Origin of the sequence: Clostridium carboxidivorans P7 (assembly GCF_001038625.1) — a bacterium.
GTDB lineage: Bacteria > Bacillota > Clostridia > Clostridiales > Clostridiaceae > Clostridium_AM > Clostridium_AM carboxidivorans.
The window spans coordinates 1,983,886-2,005,306 of record NZ_CP011803.1 but is presented as its reverse complement, the minus strand read 5'-3'; the positions used below and the strand labels follow the sequence as shown (position 1 = coordinate 2,005,306).

General features: G+C 29.2%; 20 protein-coding genes. 16 read left to right on the top strand and 4 right to left on the bottom strand.

Annotated features, from left to right (window positions below; translation table 11 throughout):
* Positions 1-23 precede the first annotated feature (23 nt).
* From Ccar_RS08600 to Ccar_RS08590, 3 genes are all read left to right on the top strand, one after another.
* Entirely contained in the window at positions 24-704 is a 681-nt protein-coding gene (locus Ccar_RS08600; RefSeq protein WP_007059045.1) for a TVP38/TMEM64 family protein, read from the top strand.
* Positions 705-795: 91 nt separating this feature from the next.
* Entirely contained in the window at positions 796-1,476 is a 681-nt protein-coding gene (locus tag Ccar_RS08595; protein WP_082141591.1) for a YdjY domain-containing protein, read from the top strand.
* Between the two features lie 456 nt (positions 1,477-1,932).
* Positions 1,933-2,640: a TVP38/TMEM64 family protein gene (locus Ccar_RS08590; protein WP_007059048.1), complete on the top strand. Its 708-nt coding sequence runs from the start codon at positions 1,933-1,935 to the stop codon at positions 2,638-2,640.
* A gap of 100 nt (positions 2,641-2,740) precedes the next feature.
* On the opposite strand, the gene cooS is transcribed toward Ccar_RS08590, so the two are convergent.
* Complete coding sequence (gene cooS / locus Ccar_RS08585) at positions 2,741-4,633, bottom strand: anaerobic carbon-monoxide dehydrogenase catalytic subunit (RefSeq protein WP_007064672.1); 1,893 nt, start codon at positions 4,631-4,633, stop codon at positions 2,741-2,743.
* Positions 4,634-5,094: 461 nt separating this feature from the next.
* Here cooS and Ccar_RS08580 point away from each other — a divergent pair, with 461 nt between their 5' ends.
* From Ccar_RS08580 to Ccar_RS08560, 5 genes are all read left to right on the top strand, one after another.
* Entirely contained in the window at positions 5,095-5,970 is an 876-nt protein-coding gene (locus Ccar_RS08580; protein ID WP_007059050.1) for a LysR family transcriptional regulator, read from the top strand.
* 98 nt (positions 5,971-6,068) lie between these two features.
* Positions 6,069-6,593: a nitroreductase family protein gene (locus Ccar_RS08575; protein ID WP_007059051.1), complete on the top strand. Its 525-nt coding sequence runs from the start codon at positions 6,069-6,071 to the stop codon at positions 6,591-6,593.
* Between the two features lie 25 nt (positions 6,594-6,618).
* Positions 6,619-7,173 (top strand): pyruvate kinase alpha/beta domain-containing protein, encoded by a 555-nt coding sequence (locus tag Ccar_RS08570; RefSeq protein ID WP_007059052.1) that lies wholly within the window; start codon positions 6,619-6,621, stop codon positions 7,171-7,173.
* Positions 7,174-7,568: 395 nt separating this feature from the next.
* Complete coding sequence (locus tag Ccar_RS08565; protein WP_007059053.1) at positions 7,569-8,600, top strand: FIST signal transduction protein; 1,032 nt, start codon at positions 7,569-7,571, stop codon at positions 8,598-8,600.
* 16 nt (positions 8,601-8,616) lie between these two features.
* Positions 8,617-9,579: a methyl-accepting chemotaxis protein gene (locus Ccar_RS08560; RefSeq protein WP_007059054.1), complete on the top strand. Its 963-nt coding sequence runs from the start codon at positions 8,617-8,619 to the stop codon at positions 9,577-9,579.
* 87 nt (positions 9,580-9,666) lie between these two features.
* Here the strand turns inward: Ccar_RS08560 and Ccar_RS08555 are convergent, their stop codons facing one another.
* Both Ccar_RS08555 and Ccar_RS08550 read right to left on the bottom strand, forming a co-directional pair.
* Positions 9,667-10,842: a M20 metallopeptidase family protein gene (locus Ccar_RS08555; RefSeq protein ID WP_007059055.1), complete on the bottom strand. Its 1,176-nt coding sequence runs from the start codon at positions 10,840-10,842 to the stop codon at positions 9,667-9,669.
* 43 nt (positions 10,843-10,885) lie between these two features.
* On the bottom strand, positions 10,886-12,076 hold the full coding sequence (locus Ccar_RS08550; RefSeq protein WP_007059056.1) for a hypothetical protein: 1,191 nt from the start codon (positions 12,074-12,076) through the stop codon (positions 10,886-10,888).
* A 250-nt stretch (positions 12,077-12,326) separates the two neighbouring features.
* On the opposite strand from Ccar_RS08550, the gene Ccar_RS08545 reads away from it, so the two are divergent.
* Entirely contained in the window at positions 12,327-13,022 is a 696-nt protein-coding gene (locus tag Ccar_RS08545) for a response regulator transcription factor (protein ID WP_007059057.1), read from the top strand.
* A 78-nt stretch (positions 13,023-13,100) separates the two neighbouring features.
* Here the strand turns inward: Ccar_RS08545 and Ccar_RS08540 are convergent, their stop codons facing one another.
* The gene (locus Ccar_RS08540; RefSeq protein ID WP_007059058.1) at positions 13,101-13,562 is read right to left on the bottom strand and encodes a redoxin domain-containing protein; all 462 of its coding nucleotides are present in this window, start codon (positions 13,560-13,562) and stop codon (positions 13,101-13,103) included.
* A 208-nt stretch (positions 13,563-13,770) separates the two neighbouring features.
* Here Ccar_RS08540 and Ccar_RS08535 point away from each other — a divergent pair, with 208 nt between their 5' ends.
* From Ccar_RS08535 to Ccar_RS08505, 7 genes are all read left to right on the top strand, one after another.
* Positions 13,771-15,099 (top strand): erythromycin esterase family protein, encoded by a 1,329-nt coding sequence (locus Ccar_RS08535; RefSeq protein ID WP_007059059.1) that lies wholly within the window; start codon positions 13,771-13,773, stop codon positions 15,097-15,099.
* Positions 15,100-15,520: 421 nt separating this feature from the next.
* A complete protein-coding gene (locus tag Ccar_RS08530; protein ID WP_007059060.1) occupies positions 15,521-16,972 on the top strand; it encodes a serine hydrolase domain-containing protein in 1,452 nt (483 codons plus the stop codon).
* Between the two features lie 172 nt (positions 16,973-17,144).
* Positions 17,145-18,056 (top strand): ABC transporter ATP-binding protein, encoded by a 912-nt coding sequence (locus tag Ccar_RS08525; protein WP_007059061.1) that lies wholly within the window; start codon positions 17,145-17,147, stop codon positions 18,054-18,056.
* Positions 18,049-18,789, top strand: coding sequence for an ABC transporter permease (locus Ccar_RS08520; protein ID WP_007059062.1), 741 nt, complete (start codon positions 18,049-18,051; stop codon positions 18,787-18,789). The genes Ccar_RS08525 and Ccar_RS08520 overlap by 8 nt, the downstream gene beginning before the upstream one ends.
* Positions 18,790-18,807: 18 nt before the next feature.
* The gene (locus Ccar_RS08515; RefSeq protein WP_007059063.1) at positions 18,808-19,494 is read left to right on the top strand and encodes an ABC transporter permease; all 687 of its coding nucleotides are present in this window, start codon (positions 18,808-18,810) and stop codon (positions 19,492-19,494) included.
* Positions 19,495-19,633: 139 nt separating this feature from the next.
* The gene (locus Ccar_RS08510; RefSeq protein WP_007059064.1) at positions 19,634-20,557 is read left to right on the top strand and encodes an ATP-binding cassette domain-containing protein; all 924 of its coding nucleotides are present in this window, start codon (positions 19,634-19,636) and stop codon (positions 20,555-20,557) included.
* Positions 20,550-21,293: an ABC transporter permease gene (locus tag Ccar_RS08505; RefSeq protein ID WP_007059065.1), complete on the top strand. Its 744-nt coding sequence runs from the start codon at positions 20,550-20,552 to the stop codon at positions 21,291-21,293. The genes Ccar_RS08510 and Ccar_RS08505 overlap by 8 nt, the downstream gene beginning before the upstream one ends.
* The last annotated feature ends 128 nt before the right edge of the window (positions 21,294-21,421 follow it).

Sequence of the window (21,421 nt, the reverse complement as noted above, 5' to 3'; positions counted from 1 at the left end):
ATAATTAGATAGGAGGATTAATGATGCACAAAATTAGTAAAAAATATATTAGCATAGCTTTAATGGCTATAATAATTGTTTTAGTAATGTATTTGTGTAAATCATCAAGAGCATTGGAAAATTGCACTCCACAGAGTATGAAAAATTATATTAGCTCTTTTGGAATGCTTGCTCCTATTATCTACATAATTATGTTTACTATAATTCCTCTGACACTATTTCCAGACGCAGTTTTAGCAATAGCAGGGGGTATGATTTTTGGTGTAGGTATAGGAACGCTTTATACTATTATTGGAGCTGTATGTGGAGGAACGTTATCGTTTTTTATTTCAAGAATATTTGGAAGAGGATTGGTTGAAAAGCTTATCAAAGGTAAGGCAGAATGGTTTGAAGATGGTATTGAAAAGAAAGGCTTTTTATTTATACTTATATTAAGACTTGTACCTTTGGTGCCTTTTGATGTAATAAGTTATGGTGCAGGGCTTTCAAAGATAAAGTATAAGGATTTTGTACTTGCTACCTTTGTTGGTATAATTCCGGGAGTTTGGGTGTATGCAAATTTAGGAGATAAGTCAGGAAACATATTCTCACTAGAATTCTTTGGAGCAGTATTAATATTAGTATTGCTTATGATATTTTCCTACTTTATGAAAAAGAAAATATCAGTTAAAGGGCTAAAGAGTAAAGTAAATGGTGAAAATTAGTAAATATCAATGAGAAATAATTCTAAGTTAATTAAGTAGAATAAGTGAGCATATTAAAGAAATTTAAGGATTATAAGAGGAGAAACAAAAAATGAAAAAAATTATATCAATTGCTGCTTCAATATTGCTTCTCGGAATGGTATTAGCAGGATGTTCAAATAAACAGCAGCAGTCACAAGAAAGTAAACCATCAACGAAGGAAGAAACAATGACTGTTAATAAAGACAAGAAGGAAGTAAAAATGCAGGCAGAAGTGAATGGAAAGTATTTCACAGAAGGTACAAGACATGCAGTAGTATATAAGGGTGGTAAAAATGGAGAAAAATCTATACTAAGAGGATTAGCTGATGAGAAAAAATTCTATGAAGCAATGATGTCACTAGGAGCAAAGCCAGGAAACAATTTAACTGCTGAAGATATGAAAAAAGGAGCAAAGAGCATAGAAGGTTCAAAGGTTAACGTTTTTGTTACATGGGATGGTCTTGGAAAAGAGATACCATTTGGCGATGTAATCAAATCAACTGATTATAAGGGTAATGATTTACCATTAAGAGCAATGGATTTTAGATTTGGTGGAAATATTGATAGAGCAAATAAAAATAACACAGGATGTGTGCTATGTCTAGACAGTTGTGCTACAGGAATTGTAAGTAATGCATCTTATAAAGCAGGTGAAGTTGAAGCTTTAAAAAATGTGAAATTTTATGGTAAAAAGGATGTACTTCCTAAAGATGGAACTAAGGTAACTGTAATATTTAGACTAGCTGAGTAATGTTAATTAGAGGGGTACGGAAGAATACTTCCGTACCCTTTATTTTTAGGAGGAAGCAATATGAAAATCTTTAGATTACTATATAATAGTTTCATATGGGGTATGCTTATTTCTATTTTAACTTTTCAAAATGAATGGCTTGAAATGAGAATAAATACAGGTATTTTTATTCCTATAACCATGTTATTAAGTTTAATTGTTGCAATGCTAATTAAAAAGTTTAGTAAATTACATATATTACAATTAAATTTAATTAGTACAACTTTAAATGTTTTAGTTTGTACTACTATATCCATAATAGTTTTAGGTAAGGAAAGAATACAAGTTGTTCCTGCAGCTATTATAAGGGAAGGAATAAAAGAATCTAATATAGATTTTTTTAGTATAAATATAGCATTATTGATTTTTTTAATATTTGGACTTATTTTATGTTTTTTTGAGAGAGGTGGGATTAAAGTGAAAAATGTGTTTAAAGGAAATATAATGAAATTTTTTTGCATTTTTATAGTTATTTGTTTATATGTTTTTGTGCCACCAATAAAATCTAATGTAAATCAGGCAATTTCTGTATTGAAAAATGTAGATGTTAAAGCAGCAAGGGAATATATACTTAGCTTTGGAATTTGGGCACCAGTTGTTTCTTTTTTACTAATGATATTACAATCCGTAATTGCACCGCTTCCAGCATTTATAATAACCTTTGCTAATGCAGGACTTTTTGGATGGGTTAAAGGAGCAATGTTATCATGGTCAAGTGCTATGGCAGGAGCTGCATTATGTTATTGTATTGCAAGAATTTTAGGAAGAGATGTAGTGGAAAAGCTTACAAGTAGAACAGCTTTAAAAAAGATTGATGAGTTTTTTGAAAGGTACGGTAAATATGCAGTTCTAATTGCCAGACTACTGCCTTTCATATCTTTTGATATAGTTAGTTATGCTGCAGGTTTAACATCTATGAGCTTTTGGTCATTCTTTGTGGCAACAGGAATAGGACAGCTTCCTGCAACTATTATATATTCTTATATAGGTGGAATGTTAACAGGTACAGTAAAAACATTTGTAATTGGTCTTTTAATGTTATTTGCATTAAGTACATTAATTGTTTTGGTTAAAAAAATTTGGAATGATAAGAAAAGAGCCAATGATAAAATTAAAGAAATTTAAAATCAATGAATTTTACTTAATTGAAATATTATAAGTTAAAAGTTGTAATTCCAGTTGATGAAATAAAGCAGACATTTTAAAAATGTCTGCTTTGAAATTTTTATATATTTATTTTTTTACGTTTTGCTTCTATTCTTTGTACCATTTGCTCTGCTGCTTTAATTGGATCAGTTTCTACATAGAATTTAGCACCGTAGTCTTCTTCCATCTTATTTAATAAGTAATCCATAGCAAAAGGGGAACCTGTTACAGGAGGAACAACTCCTAGCCATGCATCTATACCGCTGCCTACTACGTAAGTTCCTATAGCTACAGCTTTTTCTGACATCCACTCTGGAGCTGCGCCAACTACTGGTAAGTCACTGATATCTACACCTAAATGATTTGCAAGTTCTCCAGCAAGTTGTAAGTTACGGCTGATATCAACACATGAACCCTGATGAAGAACTGGTGGAATACCTAATAAATTACATACAGTCTTAAGTCCAGGACCAGCGAGTTCTTTTGCTTCTGGTAACATTAAACCAGCTTTAGCTGCTGCATGAGCTGCACAACCGGTAACAATTATTATTACATCATGAGCAATTAGATATTTCATCATGTCTACATGACATGTATCATGTGGATTTTTTGGATTATTACAACCAACAATAGCCGCAGCACCTCTTATAGTACCAGATACTATAACATCTGCAAGAGGTTTAACTGTTTGCATAGGTCCTATCTGTGAGTTAACAACTGTGTCAAGACTATTTACTATAGCCTCTGTACTAAATCCAACCATAGCTTCACATTTTTCATTAGGAATTAAAACTTTTTCTCTATCTCTATTTTTATAATTTAATATAGATTGTCTTAACATTTCTTTTGCAGAGTCATATGGATGCTCTTCATCAAATTCAATATACAAAGAATCTGTTATATTAGCTTTTGGTGAAGTTGTTATAAATTTAGTATGATAAGATTTTGAAAGTTTTGCAAGTGCTGGCATTATACATTGAACATCAACTATTAATCCTTCAACTGCACCTGTTATTACTGCAAGCTCTTGTTGTAGGAAGTTTCCTGCCATTTTAATACCATGTCTCATTGTTATTTCATTTCCTGTATAGCACATACCGCAGACATTTATTCCTTCTGCTCCTTGAGCTTTTGCAAGAGCAATAAGTTCAGGATCTTCAGAAGCTGCAACAACTGCTTCTGAAAGTGATGGTTCATGACCATGTAATATAATGTTAACTTGATTAGTTTCTAATACACCTAGATTAGCTTCAGTTTGTACTGGTGATGGAGTTTTGAATAAAATGTCACTAATTTCAGTTGCAATATAAGAACCGCCCCATCCATCTCCAAGGGATGCTCTCATTGCCATGTTATAAAGATTTTTTGCATCTCCTGAACATCCAATATGAGTTGAGTGCATTATACTAACTATATCTTTATCAATTGATCTTGGAGTTACACCAAGTTTGTCCCAAACTTCTCTTCTCTTTGTAGGTAAAGCTTTGGAGAAAGTTAAGTTCCCATGAGGTTTGCCAAACTCATTTAATGTAGCTGCAGCTATATCATGTGCTATATCATAAATGTCTCTTCCTTCAGTCTCAATACTATATTTTTTAGCAACAGCCATAAGTTTCTTTTCGTCTCTTATATTTATTTGTCCATCTCTTGATGCATTTTCAAGATAAAGGCATAATGATCTACCATGATCGGAGTGAGCGGCTGAACCAGCTGCACACATTCTTGCAAAGTTTCTTGCAACTATAACGTCTGCTGTAGCTCCACAAATACCTCTCTCTACACCTTTTCCAGGAACTGGACTTACTCTACAAGGTCCCATAACACAGTTTCTGCAGCATACACCTGCTGAACCAAAACCACAAGGTGTTTTCATTTCAGCTTTTCTATCCCAGGCAGTTTCTACACCATCTTTTTTTGCTTTTGCAATAAGTTCTTCCTCTGCTTTTTTTATTAACAATCCTCTGTCTTCCATTGATAAAATACCTCCTTATCTATAACATCACACATAAAATAGATTGTAATTTTTTTAAATTGCTTATATACTAAAATTAGGAAAATTAAACATAGTAGGGGTAAAGCTAAATATCTTTGATGGGGGTAAAATATACTGCTAGTCATAGATGAAACTAATTTGGGTTTTAGGTTTTTCTAAGACTACACTTATGTATCTTTATAAAGATAAAATTTCTTACTTGTTAACCATTTTTGATATTTTACGCAAGAAGGAAATATTCAATATAGCTTTTATTTTATCCATTAGTATTTATTGCTGTACCCCTAATACGTTTACAATTAAATTATACGACAGATATTTACATTTGATAAACAACTTAAATTTATAATCATACAACTAAAAGTTAAGTCACTTTTTTCTAATGACTTTAAAATTATATAAGTGATTATGAATAGTGCATAAAAGGTAGGTGTATTGAATTGGACATAAAACAATTAAAGTATTTTTTACAGGTTTGCAAGCATAAAAGTTTTTCAAAGGCTGCTAAAGAAATTTATATTACTCAGCAGGGATTAAGTAAGGCAATTAACAATTTGGAAGAAGAACTTCAGTATCCTTTGTTTTATAATACATCTAAAGGAATTAGGATAACAAAGTATGGGGAGTATTTACAAAAACAATCCGAACATATTGTTCAAGAGTTTGATTTAATTTTAGAAGGTTTAAATAAAATGGACAATATTAATGAGGGAACTTTAACAGTATGTTTTTCCTTTGGAGTTCTTAATGCATTGTCACCAGACATTATATCAGATTTTAAAGAAGCATATCCCAAGGTTCAACTAATTGTAAAAACTTATCCAGATTCAATTTGTGAAGAAGTAGTTATGAACGAAAATGTAGATTTAGCTGTTTCAATTGGTCCTGTTAATGAGAAAAATTTTAATTCCACTGTCATTAAAAGTCAACATCCTTGTATACTAGTAAATGAAAAAAATTCATTGTGTAAAAAAACAGCAGTGGATTTTAGTGATCTTGAAAATGAAAATCTTATTGTTCTTAATGAAAAATTTCATTTTCATCGTAATTTTATTAATAAATGTAAAGAGGCAGGCTTTGAACCAAATATAGTTTTCACTACTTCAGAAATTATTGGCATTCATAAATTAAGTCATTTTAATAAAGGTATTGGCGTCAGTGTTGATTTTATGGCTAGGGATATTAATTATCCAGATGTCCATCCAATTCCCTTTAAAGATGAATCTTTTGTGTGGGAAATCTGCTTAATAACTAAAAAAGATCGATTCCAGTCTAATTTAGTGAAAATATTCACAAAGCATATGTTAAATCATTAATATAATAAGCATTGTAACTAGTTAAATACAGTAGTAAAATATATATAAAAATAATGATATTAATATGGTTCTGTTTGTAAGCTAGGAGGTAAGTTATTATGAATGAAACAATGAAAACTTTATTAAACAGAAGAAGTATACGAAAATATAAATCAGAACAAATTAAAGATGAAGAATTGAAGGCTGTTTTAGAAGCAGGTAAATATGCACCAAGTGGAGCAAATCAACAGTCTGCACTTTTTATAGTAGTTCAAAATAAGGATATCATTAAAAAGATATCAAAAATGAATGCAGCTGTTATGGAAAAAGAAAATGTAGATCCCTATTATGGTGCTCCTACAGTAATTCTTGTACTTGCAGATAAAAGTAAAGCAACACCTGTGGAAGATGCAAGCATTGCTTTAGGTAATATGTATAATGCAGCATATTCTCTTGGACTTGGTTCTTGTTGGATACATCGTACAAGAGAAATGTTTGAGAGTGGAGAAGGAAAGAAATTACTAAAGGAATGGGGAGTTGAAGGTGATTACATAGGAGTAGGTTCATGTATTTTAGGTTATCCGGATTGTGAACTACCTAAACCAGCTCCAAGAAAAGATAATTTTGTTATAATGGTAAAATAGAAAGAGTATAAAGAGGTATAAAATTATGTATTTTAGCAATAAAGGTAAAGAAAATACAAGCACCACTATTGACTTAGTATTAAAAACTGCAGTTGAGAAAGGAATAAAGCATATTGTTGTTGCATCTTCTAAAGGAGGTACAGCAAAACTTTTAAAAAATGACAATGGAATAAATATTGTAGCTGTAACACATGCCAATGGGTATCCAGAAGCAGGAAAAAGTGAAATTACAGAAGACATCAGAAAAGAACTTGAGGAACTTGGAATAAAGGTGCTAACAACTACCCATGTATTAAGTGGTGCAGAAAGAGGAATTAGTAGAGCCTTTGGTGGAATTAATCCTGTTGAAATAATTGCTCAAACTTTAAGAATGTTTGGGCAGGGCACTAAAGTTTGTGTTGAAGTTTCAGTTATGGCTTTGGACGCAGGTTTAATACCATTTGGAGAACCAATTATTGCAATAGGTGGTTCAGCATATGGAGCTGATACTGCATTGATTTTAACACCTTCTCATGCCAGCAGTATATTTGACGTTAAGATTCATGAGGTGATTTGTAAGCCTTCATATTATAATAAATAATATTTTACAATAATTTTAAGTTCAGATAGAGTTTATATTAAGTTTAAACGCCATATAAATTTTATCTGAACTTAATTTTTTAAATATTATTTCAAATTACCAATTGAAGATTTACAATAAAAGGAATTTAATGGTTTCAAAATCATTAAAATATTTCATTATTTGACTTAATACTACATAATTTTATTGCAATATTTATTTTTTTTTAATATACTTAAAATAGTTAGTGATGTCATATGAATTTTATACTATTTTTCCATATATTTTATATATTTGCCTATCATAAATATATTATTTCTAAGTTTTGTAAGATAGTTTTGTTACGAACGTTTTCGATATTATGATTTTTATATGCAATTATAATTAAAAATAAGTATATTAGGAGGATAAATTTCATGGAATCCGTTAATTTTGTTAATGTTGAAGAAACGATTAACTATATTAGAACAAAAAATGAAAAAGCTTTCGTAATATTTGCTGATGTTGAAAAGGTAAAAAAACTTTCTTCAGCATCCTTAAATAATGTTGTACTTTGTTCTACATCAGGGGAATATACCAATGAAGGATATAAAAATGGTGCGATAACAGGTTTTGAATATGATGCTAATGAAGGAGAAGTAATTGAAATAGAATACCCACCTATAATAAGTTTAGAAAGGTTAAAAGAAGGTTACAGAAAAGTTAAAGATAATAAAGATGCATTTGCACTGTTGCTATGTGATGGATTATCAGGAATGGAAGAAACTATATTAACTACTTTTTATTTTATGGAGGATTCTTTTAAAATAATAGGTGGAAGTGCTGGGGATAATCTTAAATTCAGCGAGACACTAATTTATATAGGAAATAGAAGGGTTTATAGTGCTATATTATTTTTCAATTCAAAACGTAAAACTTATCTTATTAAAGAAAATATATATGCTCCAACTAAAAATAAATTATTGATAACTGAAGCAGATACTATCAGTAGAACTGTAAAAACATTTAATAACAAGCCAGCTGCAACAGAATATGCAAGAGTTTTAGGAATTAAGGAATCAGAGCTCTCAAAGTTTTTTATGAATAATCCTTTGGGAAAAATCTATAGAGAAGATATATATATTGCTTCGCCTATGAAAGTGAATAATGATAAATCTATAACTTTTTATTCTCAGTTAATACCAAATACATTTGTTCAAGTTTTAAAAGCAGTAGACCCAATTGAAGAAGTAAGAAAAACAACTAGTAAACTACCATTTAAACCGGGCTTTGCTATAGTGATAAATTGTATATTAAGGAGTTTAAAGTTCCAGCAAGAAGGAATCTGGAAGGATATTGATAGAGAAATACTTAAAGCATGTTCCAATACAACTGGATTCGTTAGTTATGGTGAACAATTTTATAAAATGCATTCAAATCAAACTATGGTAATGTTATTAGTTCAATGATGGTGGGGGGAGTATAATGTTAAAATTGAATATAAAAGATAAAAAGCAAGAAAATAAAGAATCTGTAGATATGAAACAAGAAAATTCCATGCAATGTTTTAAATATGCAAATGAAGTTAATGAGTTAACTAATGAAGTTGATAAAAATATACAGGATTTATTGAAGAAAGAAGGAAGCATAACATATGGACTTAATGAATTGCTTGAAGGGACAGAGTACACTACTAATCAAACTGAAAAGGTAAATGATTATCTAGATTCTTTATCTCAAAATAGTGAAAAAACAACAAAGCTTGTAGATGAAGTATTTGAAAGTTTAAAAGATTCATTAAAAGAAATAGATGGTGCTAAAAATGATTTTTATGATTTAATAAATCAAGTTAATAGTGTTTCAAAGGTTTTTGAGGAATTTTTTAAATTGTTTGTAGAATTACAATCTCATTATAAAAATATAGAAGGTTTTGCATCCATAATTACAAATATTGCAAATCAAACTAACTTATTATCACTAAATGCTGCTATTGAAGCAGCAAGAGCCGGTGAAGCTGGAAAAGGATTTTCTGTGGTTGCAAATGAAATGAAAAAAATGTCCATAGATACTCAAAAAAATGCAAAGTACATTATGGAAACTTTGAAAGAAATGACTGAAACTATAGAGCTTATAAATAATAAGTCTAATGAAGGCGGGAAGACTATATCAAAAACCGAAAGCATCATAAAAAATTCTAAAAATCTTTTAGATAATATAATTAATTCGGAATCTAAAGTATGCAAGCATGTGGAAGTAGTAAAGGATTCTCAAGAACAAAATTTAGGTGGAATTCAACAAATAGCATCTACTTTAACTAATATTGTAAACAAATCTAAAAAAGAAAATGAAGAACTTGAGGAATTGACATTAGATATACAAAAGAAAGCGGATTCTTATATGCATATATTAAATGGAATTAATCAAATTAAATTACTTCATGATAAGTAAAAAAAGATCACATTGTGAAAGTATATGGAGCTTGCAAGAATGGAAAAGAACGCACATATTTAAAGTGCGTTCTTTTTATAAAAACAGTTATTTACATAGGTAGTCAATAGCAATTTGAGCATAAGATGCAACACCTATTGGTAGTGCATCTTCATCTACATTAAAGTGATTGGAGTGGTGAGAATAACAACAATTTTTCGCTTCATTTCTTCCACCAAGTAACATTAATGTTCCGGGTACGTGTTCTAGATATTCTGACATATCTTCAGAACCCATTATTTTTTCGCAAGACATTATTTTATCTTCACCAAGGAATTTTTCAATAGATTTTTTAGCAAATTTAGTACATTTTTCGTCATTTGTAGTTGTTGCACATATGAAGTTATAATTATATTCATAATCACAGCCATATGCTTCACAGGTACTTTTTACTATCTTTTCAACCCATTCTGGAATTTTCTTTCTGGTATATGTGCTGAAAGCTCTATTCATTCCTTCCATTTTAACAGACCCAGGTGTAACATTAAACCTTTCTCCACCATGAATAGTACCTATATTTATAACTATTGGTGATCTGACATCATTAATTCTACTGACAATGGATTGAATTCCGTTTATTACAGCTGAAGCACATACAATGGCATCAACACCTTGCCAAGGTGATGAACCATGACAGGATTTACCTTTTATTGTAAGATCCCATATATCTCCACTTGCCATAAAAGGGCCTTCTTTGAGCACTACTTTTCCCACAGGAATATCAGACCATATATGCATACCAAATATAAAATCAACATCAGGATTTTTTAATACTCCACCTTCTACTAGCTTTTTTGCACCAGCAGCAACTTCTTCAGCTGGTTGGAATATAAATTTAACAGTACCATTAAGTTGATCTTTCACTTCTGATAAAAGTTTTGCTGCGCCTAAAAGCATGGAAGTGTGGCAGTCATGACCGCAACCATGCATGAATCCAACATTTTCTGATGAAAAAGGTAATCCTGTATCTTCTGTTACTGAAAGAGCATCCATATCTGCTCTAAGAGCTATAACTTTTTCTTTAGATGCTCCTTCAAGGATGCCTATAACTCCAGTTTCGCCAATATGTTCTACTTTAATTCCCATTTTCGTAAGTTCCTCACTTACAATTTTAGAAGTTCGGAATTCTTTAAAAGATTGTTCTGGATGTTTATGAAAGTCCCTTCTAAATTTAACTACCCAATCCTGTATTTCTCTAGCCTTTTTAAGCATATCAGTATTCAATATAATACGCCTCCTGTTTAAAATTTTATAATTAACATATTATTTATAATAAATTTATAAATATGCTTGCTATGATAACGGATGCTATAGATACTGTAGCAAAACCACCTACAAGCATTCGTGGAAGAAGTATGTCTACAACATAAAGTCGTTCATTTTCAGTTTTACTCACTGATTCACATACTTCATTAGTTATAATATAATCTGCAGGGAATCCAAATAGTGCTGTAAGAGCACAGGCAAACCCCATTTCCTTTGTAAAACCAAAAAATCTTCCAACTATCATTGACATTATGAACATACCCAAAATACCTAAAACTATTAAAGTAACTATAGGTATCAGCATTTTTGCAAGTTCTACTGGCCCAACGGCTGAAAGCCCTGCAAATACATAAGCTAATAAACCAGATATAAGCCATGAAAAAACTCCAGCTGTAACAAGAGCACTTTCTTCAAGAAATCCAATTTCACAAAATATAACGCCAAATACTAAACATACAATATACTGATTTACAGCACCATGAGTAAGTCCTGAGACCCAACTTGCCAAAATTGCAACAAGCATCACCTTGAAAAGTATCAAACTTGTTGTTCTATAATTTTCAGGAACAGGTGGTATAAGTTTCTTACATACACTTTTTTCAGCTAGTTGTTTACTATTTTTAAGTTCTGTTTCATTAGCACCATTTTTTCTGAAGTCTTCAAGTAATCTTTTACCTTCTCTTTTAAGACACCAAGAAGTTAGAGGGTATCCGAAAAAACTGTGAGTTATAAACATTGCTATTGGTAGTGCAGCAAGTGCCATAAGCCCTTTTGCTTTTAATGCTTCAGACATTAGAAGTGCTGCTACTATTCCTCCAGTTAGAGGGGGAGTGGCGGCTACAACTACATGCCAGTCAAAGAAAATTCTTCCTATTGTCATAGTCAACAGAACAGTACCACATATGCCACATACTGCAATTAAAACAGCCTTCCACTGTTCTATAAGCTTTTTTAAACTCATGAGTGTACCAAGATGTACTAGAAGTAAGCTCATACACACGGATACAAAGTTAGGGCCAAAAGAAGCCTGATTTACTACATCTTTAGGTACAAAAGTCCAAAATCCTATCATAAATAATACCGCTGATAAAAATACAGAAGGAACATAAGCTTTTGTTTTAGTGGATACTGCTTCGCCAATGAATAGAAATGCCATTACTATGGCGAAACATCCAATTGCATTAAATTTCATATTTATTCACCCCTTATACAAATAAAAAATATAATAACTTATTAATATATAAACTATTAAATAGTGGAAAATTTTAGAACTGTCCATATTCACTAATAATGTGTGCACAATTCACATTGAAATAATGATTTTAAATAAAATTGTTTAAGATTTGCATAAATATAAGGTGATTTATAAAATAGGGAAGTAAGAAAACAAAAATATATGTTATAATATTACATATATTTTATATAATGTGAGGGTTTAAACTATGAATGAAAATATTAACATATTAATAGTAGAAGATGATAATGGTATAAATACTTTACTTGCAAGACTAATGGAGAAAAAGGGATACGGTGTAGTACAAGCTTATTCTGGTACAGAAGCTATGTTGCATATTGAAGCTAAAGATTTTCAATTGGTAATATTGGATTTAATGCTTCCTGGAATTACAGGAGAGGAATTGATTAAAAATATAAGAAAGACTAAGCAAATGCCTGTAATTGTAATTTCAGCTAAAATTGATAAAAAGGATAAAATAGAATTGCTTAATTTAGGAGCAGATGATTATATTACTAAGCCTTTTGATATAGAAGAAGTATGTGCTAGAGTTTATTCAAACTTAAGAAGGTATATGAAATTTAGCAATAATAATGTTAGTGTAAATGAAAATTTAACTTATAAAGACATAGTTTTAAATAAAGAAACTAAAGAAGTTTGTGTAAATGGTAAAAATATAACTTTTACTGCAAGAGAGTTTGAAATACTTGAACTGCTTTTAACCCATCCTAAAAAGGTATTTTCAAAGGCAAATTTATTTGAAAGCGTGTGGGGAGAAGAATACCTTGGTGATGATAATACGGTAAATGTCCATATGAGCAATTTAAGAAGTAAGTTGCAAAAGGCTAATCCAAAAGAAGAATATATAGAAACCATATGGGGAATGGGGTATAAGATTATATAAACAATAAATAGTAAATTTAATGAAAGTACTCATGCTTATTTAGTATAGGCATGAGTATGTTTACGTATTATATGTTATTTATATATTAGATAATGCTTGAAAAACTTCATTTATGTCAGGTAGTTGGCTCATAGGGTAAACTTTAACCCATTTAACAATTCCATTTTCATCTATTATAATGTTGGCTCTTTCAGATATACCATCATTTTGAATAAATAGTCCATAATCCTGTGTAACCTTTCCATGAGGCCAGAAATCTGAAAGAATACTTAAATTATTAAGAACAATAGCAGTTGCCCATGCTTTTTTACAAGGTTGAGCATCAACACTAAGGCCAAATGCTATTGTATTAAGACTTTGAAGGTTATCCCAGTTATTTTCTAGGGACCTCATTTGATCTGTGCAAACTGGTGTCCATGCAAGTGGATGCCAGGAAAGCAAAACTTTCTTACCTCTATAATTTGATAAATTAATAATTTTATCATGATTATCTTCTAATGAAAAGTTTGGCGCAGTACTTCCTAATTTAATTAGTTCCATTAGTTTTTCTCCTTTCTTTTGATATAATATATTATTCTATGCTCAAATAGAATTTATTATAAAAAATTATACTTAGTTGGATGAGTAACTGTCATAAACTTAAAGGACAAACTTAAGGTTTTCTTAAGGAGTTCTTTAAGGTTTTTTTAGTTCCAATTTATAGAATAAGTTTAAGCTATTAATTTAATTTATTGTAGGAGGGAAAATTATGAAAATAAAAAGTAAATTAATGAAAGTATTAATATGTATATTTGGAGTTTTAATTTTAATTGCAGCTGCTACTTTAGGTATGAATAAAATTTCAGAATCAAAGCGTGCTGAGGTATTGAAAAATAAAGTAATACCTTTAAAAACAGTAAAAGCTGAAAGTGGGTTTGAAGATTTAAAACCTCTTGAAAGTGTATTAAAAGATAAAAAAATTGTATCTGTAGGAGAAACTACACATGGTACAAAAGAATTCTTTCAAATGAAACATCGTATGTTAGAATTTTTAGTGATAAAAATGGGATATAGATTATTTGCTATGGAGGCAGGTTTTGGAGATGCGCAGGTAGTTAATGATTATATACTTTATGGAAAAGGAAATGTTAATGATGCTGTTAAAGCTTTAAAATACTGGACATGGAAAACTGAAGAAGTATCCAGCATGATAGAGTGGATGAGAAATTATAATAAAGATGATAATAATAAAACAAAAATAAAATTTTATGGCTTTGATGTTCAATCTACAAAAATTGAAAAAGAAAAAGTTTTAGAGTATTTAAAAGTAGTGGATGGTAATTCAATTAATAAATATGAAAGCGTATTTAACAAATTTAATGATGATAATGTATCTTCACTTGGAAAAGACAAATTAGCAAGTGTAAAAAACAATATTAAGGAATTATTAAGTGATTTTGATAAAAATAAAGAACAGTATATTTCAAAGTCTTCTGATAGTGAATATAAAATGGCTTATCAAGATTTAAACAATATCTATAAATGCTTGCAAGTAAAATCCCAAGCTGGAATGGAGTATACTAATACTAGAGATAAGTATATGGCTGAAAATGTTAAATGGATTTTAGATTATGAAAAACAGTTTGGAAATGATAAAATCATGCTTTGGGCACATAATGGACATGTAACTAAAGAAATGCCAAATTATACTTCTATGGGATCACATTTAAAAAAGATGTTTAATGATGATATGTATGTTATAGGAATGGAATTTTATAAAGGAAATTTTAGAGCATACCCAATTAGCAACAGCAAAAGTGCGCACATTAAGGAATTTACTATAAAAAATTCTTCATCTTTTACATTTGCTCATAATCTTCATAATTTAAATATACCTTTATACTTTATGGATTTTAATTCTGCAGCTCAAGATAAAGGTATAAAGCAGTGGTTATCAGACTTAAAGTTAATACATGCTATTGGTGCTGAATATTCAAAATATAATCCTATTGGGTCCTATGCACCACAAGTTCCTTTAAATTCTTATGATGGAATGATATTTATAGACAATATATCGCAGTCTAAGGCAATTAATTAGCTAGAAAATGAATTCAAAAAAGATAGTAAGACTTTTGATAAGGTTTTGCTATCTTTTTTTATGTAATTAATTGAGTTTAAAGAGTTTAAGTAAAGAAAACTTAAGATGAATTTAAGATGATTTTAAATCTAAATTAATACCATACAAGTACAATCTAATTGAAGTTAAATTTAAGAGACTGTAAGAAATCTTACAAGGTAATATAAGGAGGAAATTTTTATGAATATAATACAGATTAGAGATGTAAAGAAGTATATAGTTTAAAGCATAGTTGAAGACAAACTACAAATGTATCCAATTTATTGAACATTAGATTTATAATATTGCACTATATATGTAAATAGAATATCTAAAAATATTAAGAAAGCAAGGTTTTTATATTATGATCAAATGTATAAAAAAAACTATTGTAGGTTTACTAATGAGTTTAATTTTAGTTGGTGTTTTACCTTTAAATTGTTCTGCTATAAGTAGTGACAAAATTGATAATTATGTTACAGATCAAATGAAGCAGGCTCATATAAAAGGACTTTCAATAGGAATTGTAAAAGATAATAAGATTGTTTATATAAAAGGTTATGGAAATGCGGATACAGGAAAAAGTGTAACAGGACAGACACCTTTTGAAATTGGTTCAGTATCTAAATCAATTACTGCCCTTGCAGTAATGCAGCTTAAAGAAAAGGGGTTAATTAATCTGGATACTCCTGTTAATAAATATTTACCTTGGTTTAAAGCTTATTACAAAAACCAGTCTGCAGTAATAACTGTGAGGCAGCTTTTAAATCAAAATAGTGGTGTACCACCTTTTTATGATAATGATGCAAAAGCTGATGCTACAATTGAACAGGTAGTAAAAGAAAAGTTGAATAACTTAAAGCTTGTAAATCCTCCGGGAACTGAGTTTCTATATTCAAATGCAAATTATAATATATTGGGTGAAATCGTACAGGTAGTTTCGGGACAATCCTACAAAGAATATATAGAAAGGAATGTTTTTATACCACTTGAAATGAAACACAGTTATGTTTCAAAAAAAGAAGCTATGCAAAATGAGCTTGCGGCTGGGTATAGGACCTGGTTTGGTTTTCCAATTAAAGCAGATTTACCTTATTTCGAAGGTAATGCACCAAGTGGACATATAATAAGCTGTGCAGAGGATATGTGCCATTATTTGTCTGCAATTATGTGTGATGGAAAATATAAAGATATATCAATACTATCCTCTGAAGGGATTAAAACTCTTCTAACACCTTCAGTTAAAACTCTTGTTCCTATGGGTACAGATGCGGACGAAGTTAAATATGCTATGGGATGGGGAGTAAATTTTAAAAAAGGTAAAATTGATCTCATTGAACATACAGGAGAAACATCTAATTACCATGCTCATGCTGTTATTATACCTGAGGAAAAAGTTGCAGTAATTGAAATGGATGATGTAGGAGGTTTTATAACTGCAGGTCAGATTGCTCCAGGTGCTCTAAAAATTGCAATTAATGAAAAACCTTCTGCATCCCAAAATGTAGGTACTATTTTACTAATAATAGACATGGTTTATGTTATTATAGCAGTTTTGGTGGTAATATCAGCTGTAAGACTTAGAAGCTTTAAAAAGAGGATTTTAAAGAGTAATATTAGATTTATTTTTAACATGATTTTTACTCTAATCATAAATATAATATTGCCAATTACTTTAGTTTTAAAAGGACCTGCCATGACTGGTGCTACATGGAAAGCTCTTATTATTTTTTCACCAGATATTTCTCTTTTTCTTATATTAGTTTCCATAGTACTATTTATAATAGGTATTTTTAAATCCATAATGATTTTTGATGTATACTCTAGAAAATCTAAAGAACAAGTACAAAGATAGCTGCAGAAATGCAGCTATTTTTTGTGTCTAATATTAAAACTTAAGGTTTTCTTAAGGAGTTCTTTAAGTTTTCTTATATGCAGAATTATACAATGATATCAACAGGTTAGTTGAGATGGAGACAAAGTAGTTAATACATTTGTCTAAATATAGATTTTGGAGGAGATTTTTTATGAAGGAAGTTTTGAAAATTAATAATGTAACTAAGGTTTATGGAAAACAAACAGTTCTTGATAATGTTAGTTTGTCACTGGAAGAAGGAGAAGTTATTGGTCTTATAGGACCTAATGGTGCGGGAAAGACTACACTTATGAAAATTATTACTAAGCTCATTAAAAAGTATGATGGAGATGTTTATATAAATGATGAAAATATAAAAAATAATAAAAGACATGATACAAAACAGATAGGTTGTGTAATAGAAACACCTGGTTTTTATCCAGAATTAACAGGGTATGAAAACTTATTATTTTTTTCTGAAATATCCGGACTTAAAGATAAAGGAGAAATTAATGAAATAGTTAAAAGGTTAGGCATTGAAAGCTATGTAAATAAGAAAGCAAAAAATTATTCTTTAGGAATGAAACAAAGAATTGGAATAGCTCAGGCAGTTTTATCATATCCACCTATATTAATATTAGATGAGCCAACTAATGGACTAGATCCTGCTATAGTACCTCAGCTTAGAGAGTTTATAAAATATATAGCAAAGGAAAAGCATACAACAGTGCTTATATCCAGTCATATTCTTTCTGAAATAGAGCTAATGTGTGATAAGGTTGCATTTATACAGCAGGGAAAAATAATTAAGGTTGAAAGTTTAAAGAAAAGTGAAAAAGATACTGCACTTGTTGCTTTTGTAACAAGTAAATTAGAAGAATTAAAGAAATTTTTTAATGGTAAAAATTTGGAGTACAAAGTACTAAGTGAAGATAAACTTGAAGCTCAATTAAAGATTAATGAACTAGAAAATTTAATTTCAAGTATAGGCAAAGAAAACATACCACTTAGAGGTGTATATGAAATAAAAGAAAGCTTAGAAGAAAAATACTTAAAAACTATGGGGGTGGAAAAGAATGCATAAACTATTAAAAATGTCCTGGCTTAATGTTAAAAATACAGCATATTCAAAAGAGTTTTTGTTAGGAATAATTGCAGCTTTTGCTTATTCAATGTTATGGATTTGTTTTGTACATCCACCATTATATGAACTTGAGGGTTATGATTTTGAATTTGGACGTTTTTTGTATGTAATGATATTGTATGCAGCGGTTTCGATTTTAAGAAATGATATAAAATCTAATTGTATTAAAACTGTTTTTACAGGGGTTTTTAGTAGAACAGAAATAATGATTTCAAAATCAATAGGTTTAATCATATGGGGAATTATTTTCTCTATAATAGTTGAAGTGAATAATATATTAGCATCACTTATTTTGTATAAGAAGATAGGAATCAATGGCTTTTTAGCATTTAATCATCTACAACTATTTATCACTTATATTATTATAGCATTTTCCATGGGAGCTCTTATGCTTTTGATAATTTCTATAGTATTTAGTGAAAGCAAATTAATTTTATTTTTTATAATGATACTTAGTTTGATAAATTTTTATAGTTCAGCTATTACAGTTATAATTGGAAATCATCCAGAATTAATAAGTAAATTTTCTACTTATATGAAAACACCATTTTATAATACAATAGCATTAATGCAAGGATGTTTTAGTATGCAATCAGTACTAATAAATATAATTTGGGCAGTGATATTTTGTACTCTGTCTACACTCATTATTAGCAAAAGAGAAATTAAGTAATAGGAGAAGGTGATTATTTTGGAACGAGTTTTAAAGATTATTACATTGGATATAAGAAAAAAAGGGTTTTTTAAGAATTTATTAATTTGTTTATTTGCTGTAGCTTGTATTTTGTTTTTAATTTGTGCAAAAGGTGAAGTGCAAGCAATGCCTAAAATGATGCTGCAGATAATATCATATATACTTTTAGTTATTTTCAGCTTTTCATTAACACAAGAATTTTCAAATAAAACAGATAAGATGATATTTACAGGTGTATTCAGCAGAATAGAAATAATGCTTTCCAAATTGAGCAGCTTTATAATTGCAGCTATAGTATGTTTTGCATTTTATGAAATTTTATCAATTGCCTGTAATACTTTTAATTCAAAAATGCTGCTTAATAATTTATATGTATTTATTGTTTATGCATTTACTTTAGGTACTTTTGAATTGTTGATTTCAGTTTTTACCTCTAATTTTTTACTTGTTGGAATTATAGGTTATGTATTATACTTTGATTTGATGTTGGCACTTTTAAACCAAGCGTTAGGATCTGGTAGAAGTGAAGCTGTAAAGCATGTTATAAGAAGTTTGCCTTTTTATATAGCTAATACTGGATTTTATAGTGGAGGATATACTACCAATCAATCTGTTATTATGATATGCTGTGGAGTATTATTTTTAATAGCAGCTTGTGCTGTAATTAATAGAAAAGATATATAAATGTTGGTAGATTATAAATTAAAAAATATTCATTGAGTAATAACAAACAAGTGGTATAATTTTTATGTTGGTCAGGTAAAAGATAGATTAGTAATAGTGTATTTATAAAACTAGAAAATTTGTGGAGGAATCTTATAGCATGAATAGTTCAATTTTGAAGATTAGTAAGGTCACTAAAAAATATAAAAATATTAATGTGCTTGATAATGTAAATATGACAATAAAAAAGGGACAAATATATGGCCTTATTGGGTTGAATGGAGCAGGAAAAAGCACATTAATAAGAATTATAACAGGACTTGTGTCAGAAGATAGTGGCAGCGTTGAACTATTTGGTGAACATGAAAAAGATAAAATAGAGAATAGTAGAAAAAGAATAGGTGCTATTATAGAGACTCCAGCACTTTATGAAAATAAAACGGCTTATGAAAATATTCATATTAATAGAATTCAAAAGGGTATACCAGGAGAAGATTGCATAGAAAAAGTACTAAATATGGTAGGATTAAATGACATAAAGGATAAAAAAGTAAAAACATTGTCTTTAGGAACTAAACAGATATTAGGAATAGCAATGGCATTACTTGGTGAACCAGAATTTTTAATTTTAGATGAACCTATTAATGCTTTAGATCCAATTAGAATAATTGAAATTCGTGAATTATTAAAGAGATTAAATGAAGAATATGGAGTTACAATGCTTATTTCCAGTCATATATTAGGAGAACTTTATCATATTGCAAATCATTATGGAATAATTCATAAAGGCAAACTAATAGAAGAAATAACTATAGATGAATTAAATGATAGATGTAAAAAATTTATTCATATTAAAGTTGATAATTCCGCTAATGCTGCTGTCATACTAAATAAGAAATTGAACACATTAAATTATAATGTTTTTCCTGGCAATGTTATTAAATTATATGATTATATAGAGGAATCAGGAAAAGTAACAGAGATTCTTGTAAAAGAAGGAGTTACAGTAGAACAAATAATGCCCATGGGGGAAGATTTAGAAACATATTTTTCTGAAGTTATAGGAGGTTTAGAAAATGTCTAATTTGTTGAAGGTAGAATTTTATAAATTAAAAACTTCAAAAATGTTTTATTTAACTATGTTTTTAAATTTACTTCAAGGTATTGTAGTTTATGCATTTTCAGAAAATTTTAAATTGATGAGTGGAAAACAAGCATTTACATTTATACTTTCAGCACAAAGTTCATTAGCCTTAGACATTTTAATAGGAATTTTTGCTTCTGACTATATAGTTACAGAGTTTACTTCAGGATATATTAAAAATTTAATTTCCTATGGACATAAAAGAATTAATATTTTTGTATCAAAAAGTATAGTTTATTACATAGGTATTATAGTTATCACGTTTATACCAGCATTAATATTATCTTCTATAAATACAAAAGTAAATGGATATGGAGAAATATTTAACTTTTATTCTATGGAATTTTTAATAAAATTGTTTTTAATGATATTAATTATATACACAGCTATAGGAAGCATTTCTGTGTTAATAGCATTTATATCTAGAAATGCTAATGTTACTATTACTATAATTGTATTTTTAGATTTTATTAATAGAACTTTTGATTTAATATCTGTTCAAAAACCGTCATTGGAATGGATTTTTTATAAAAGTATATTTGCACAACCAGGTATTGTGCTATCAGATAAAGCTGCAACAGCTGAAATTTTACAAGCAATGATTATATCATTATTGATTATAGTTATAACTACAATAGTAGGTATTTATGTATTTAACAAATCAGATATTAAATAAGAGCTATAAATTATAAGATTTTGCTAATTATATTTATTTTAAAGCATAGATAAGAAGAATAATAAATTTGTTATAAGAGTTTTCTGTGTTTTATGATATACTTTTGAATAAGGGGTTTTTGTTATTAG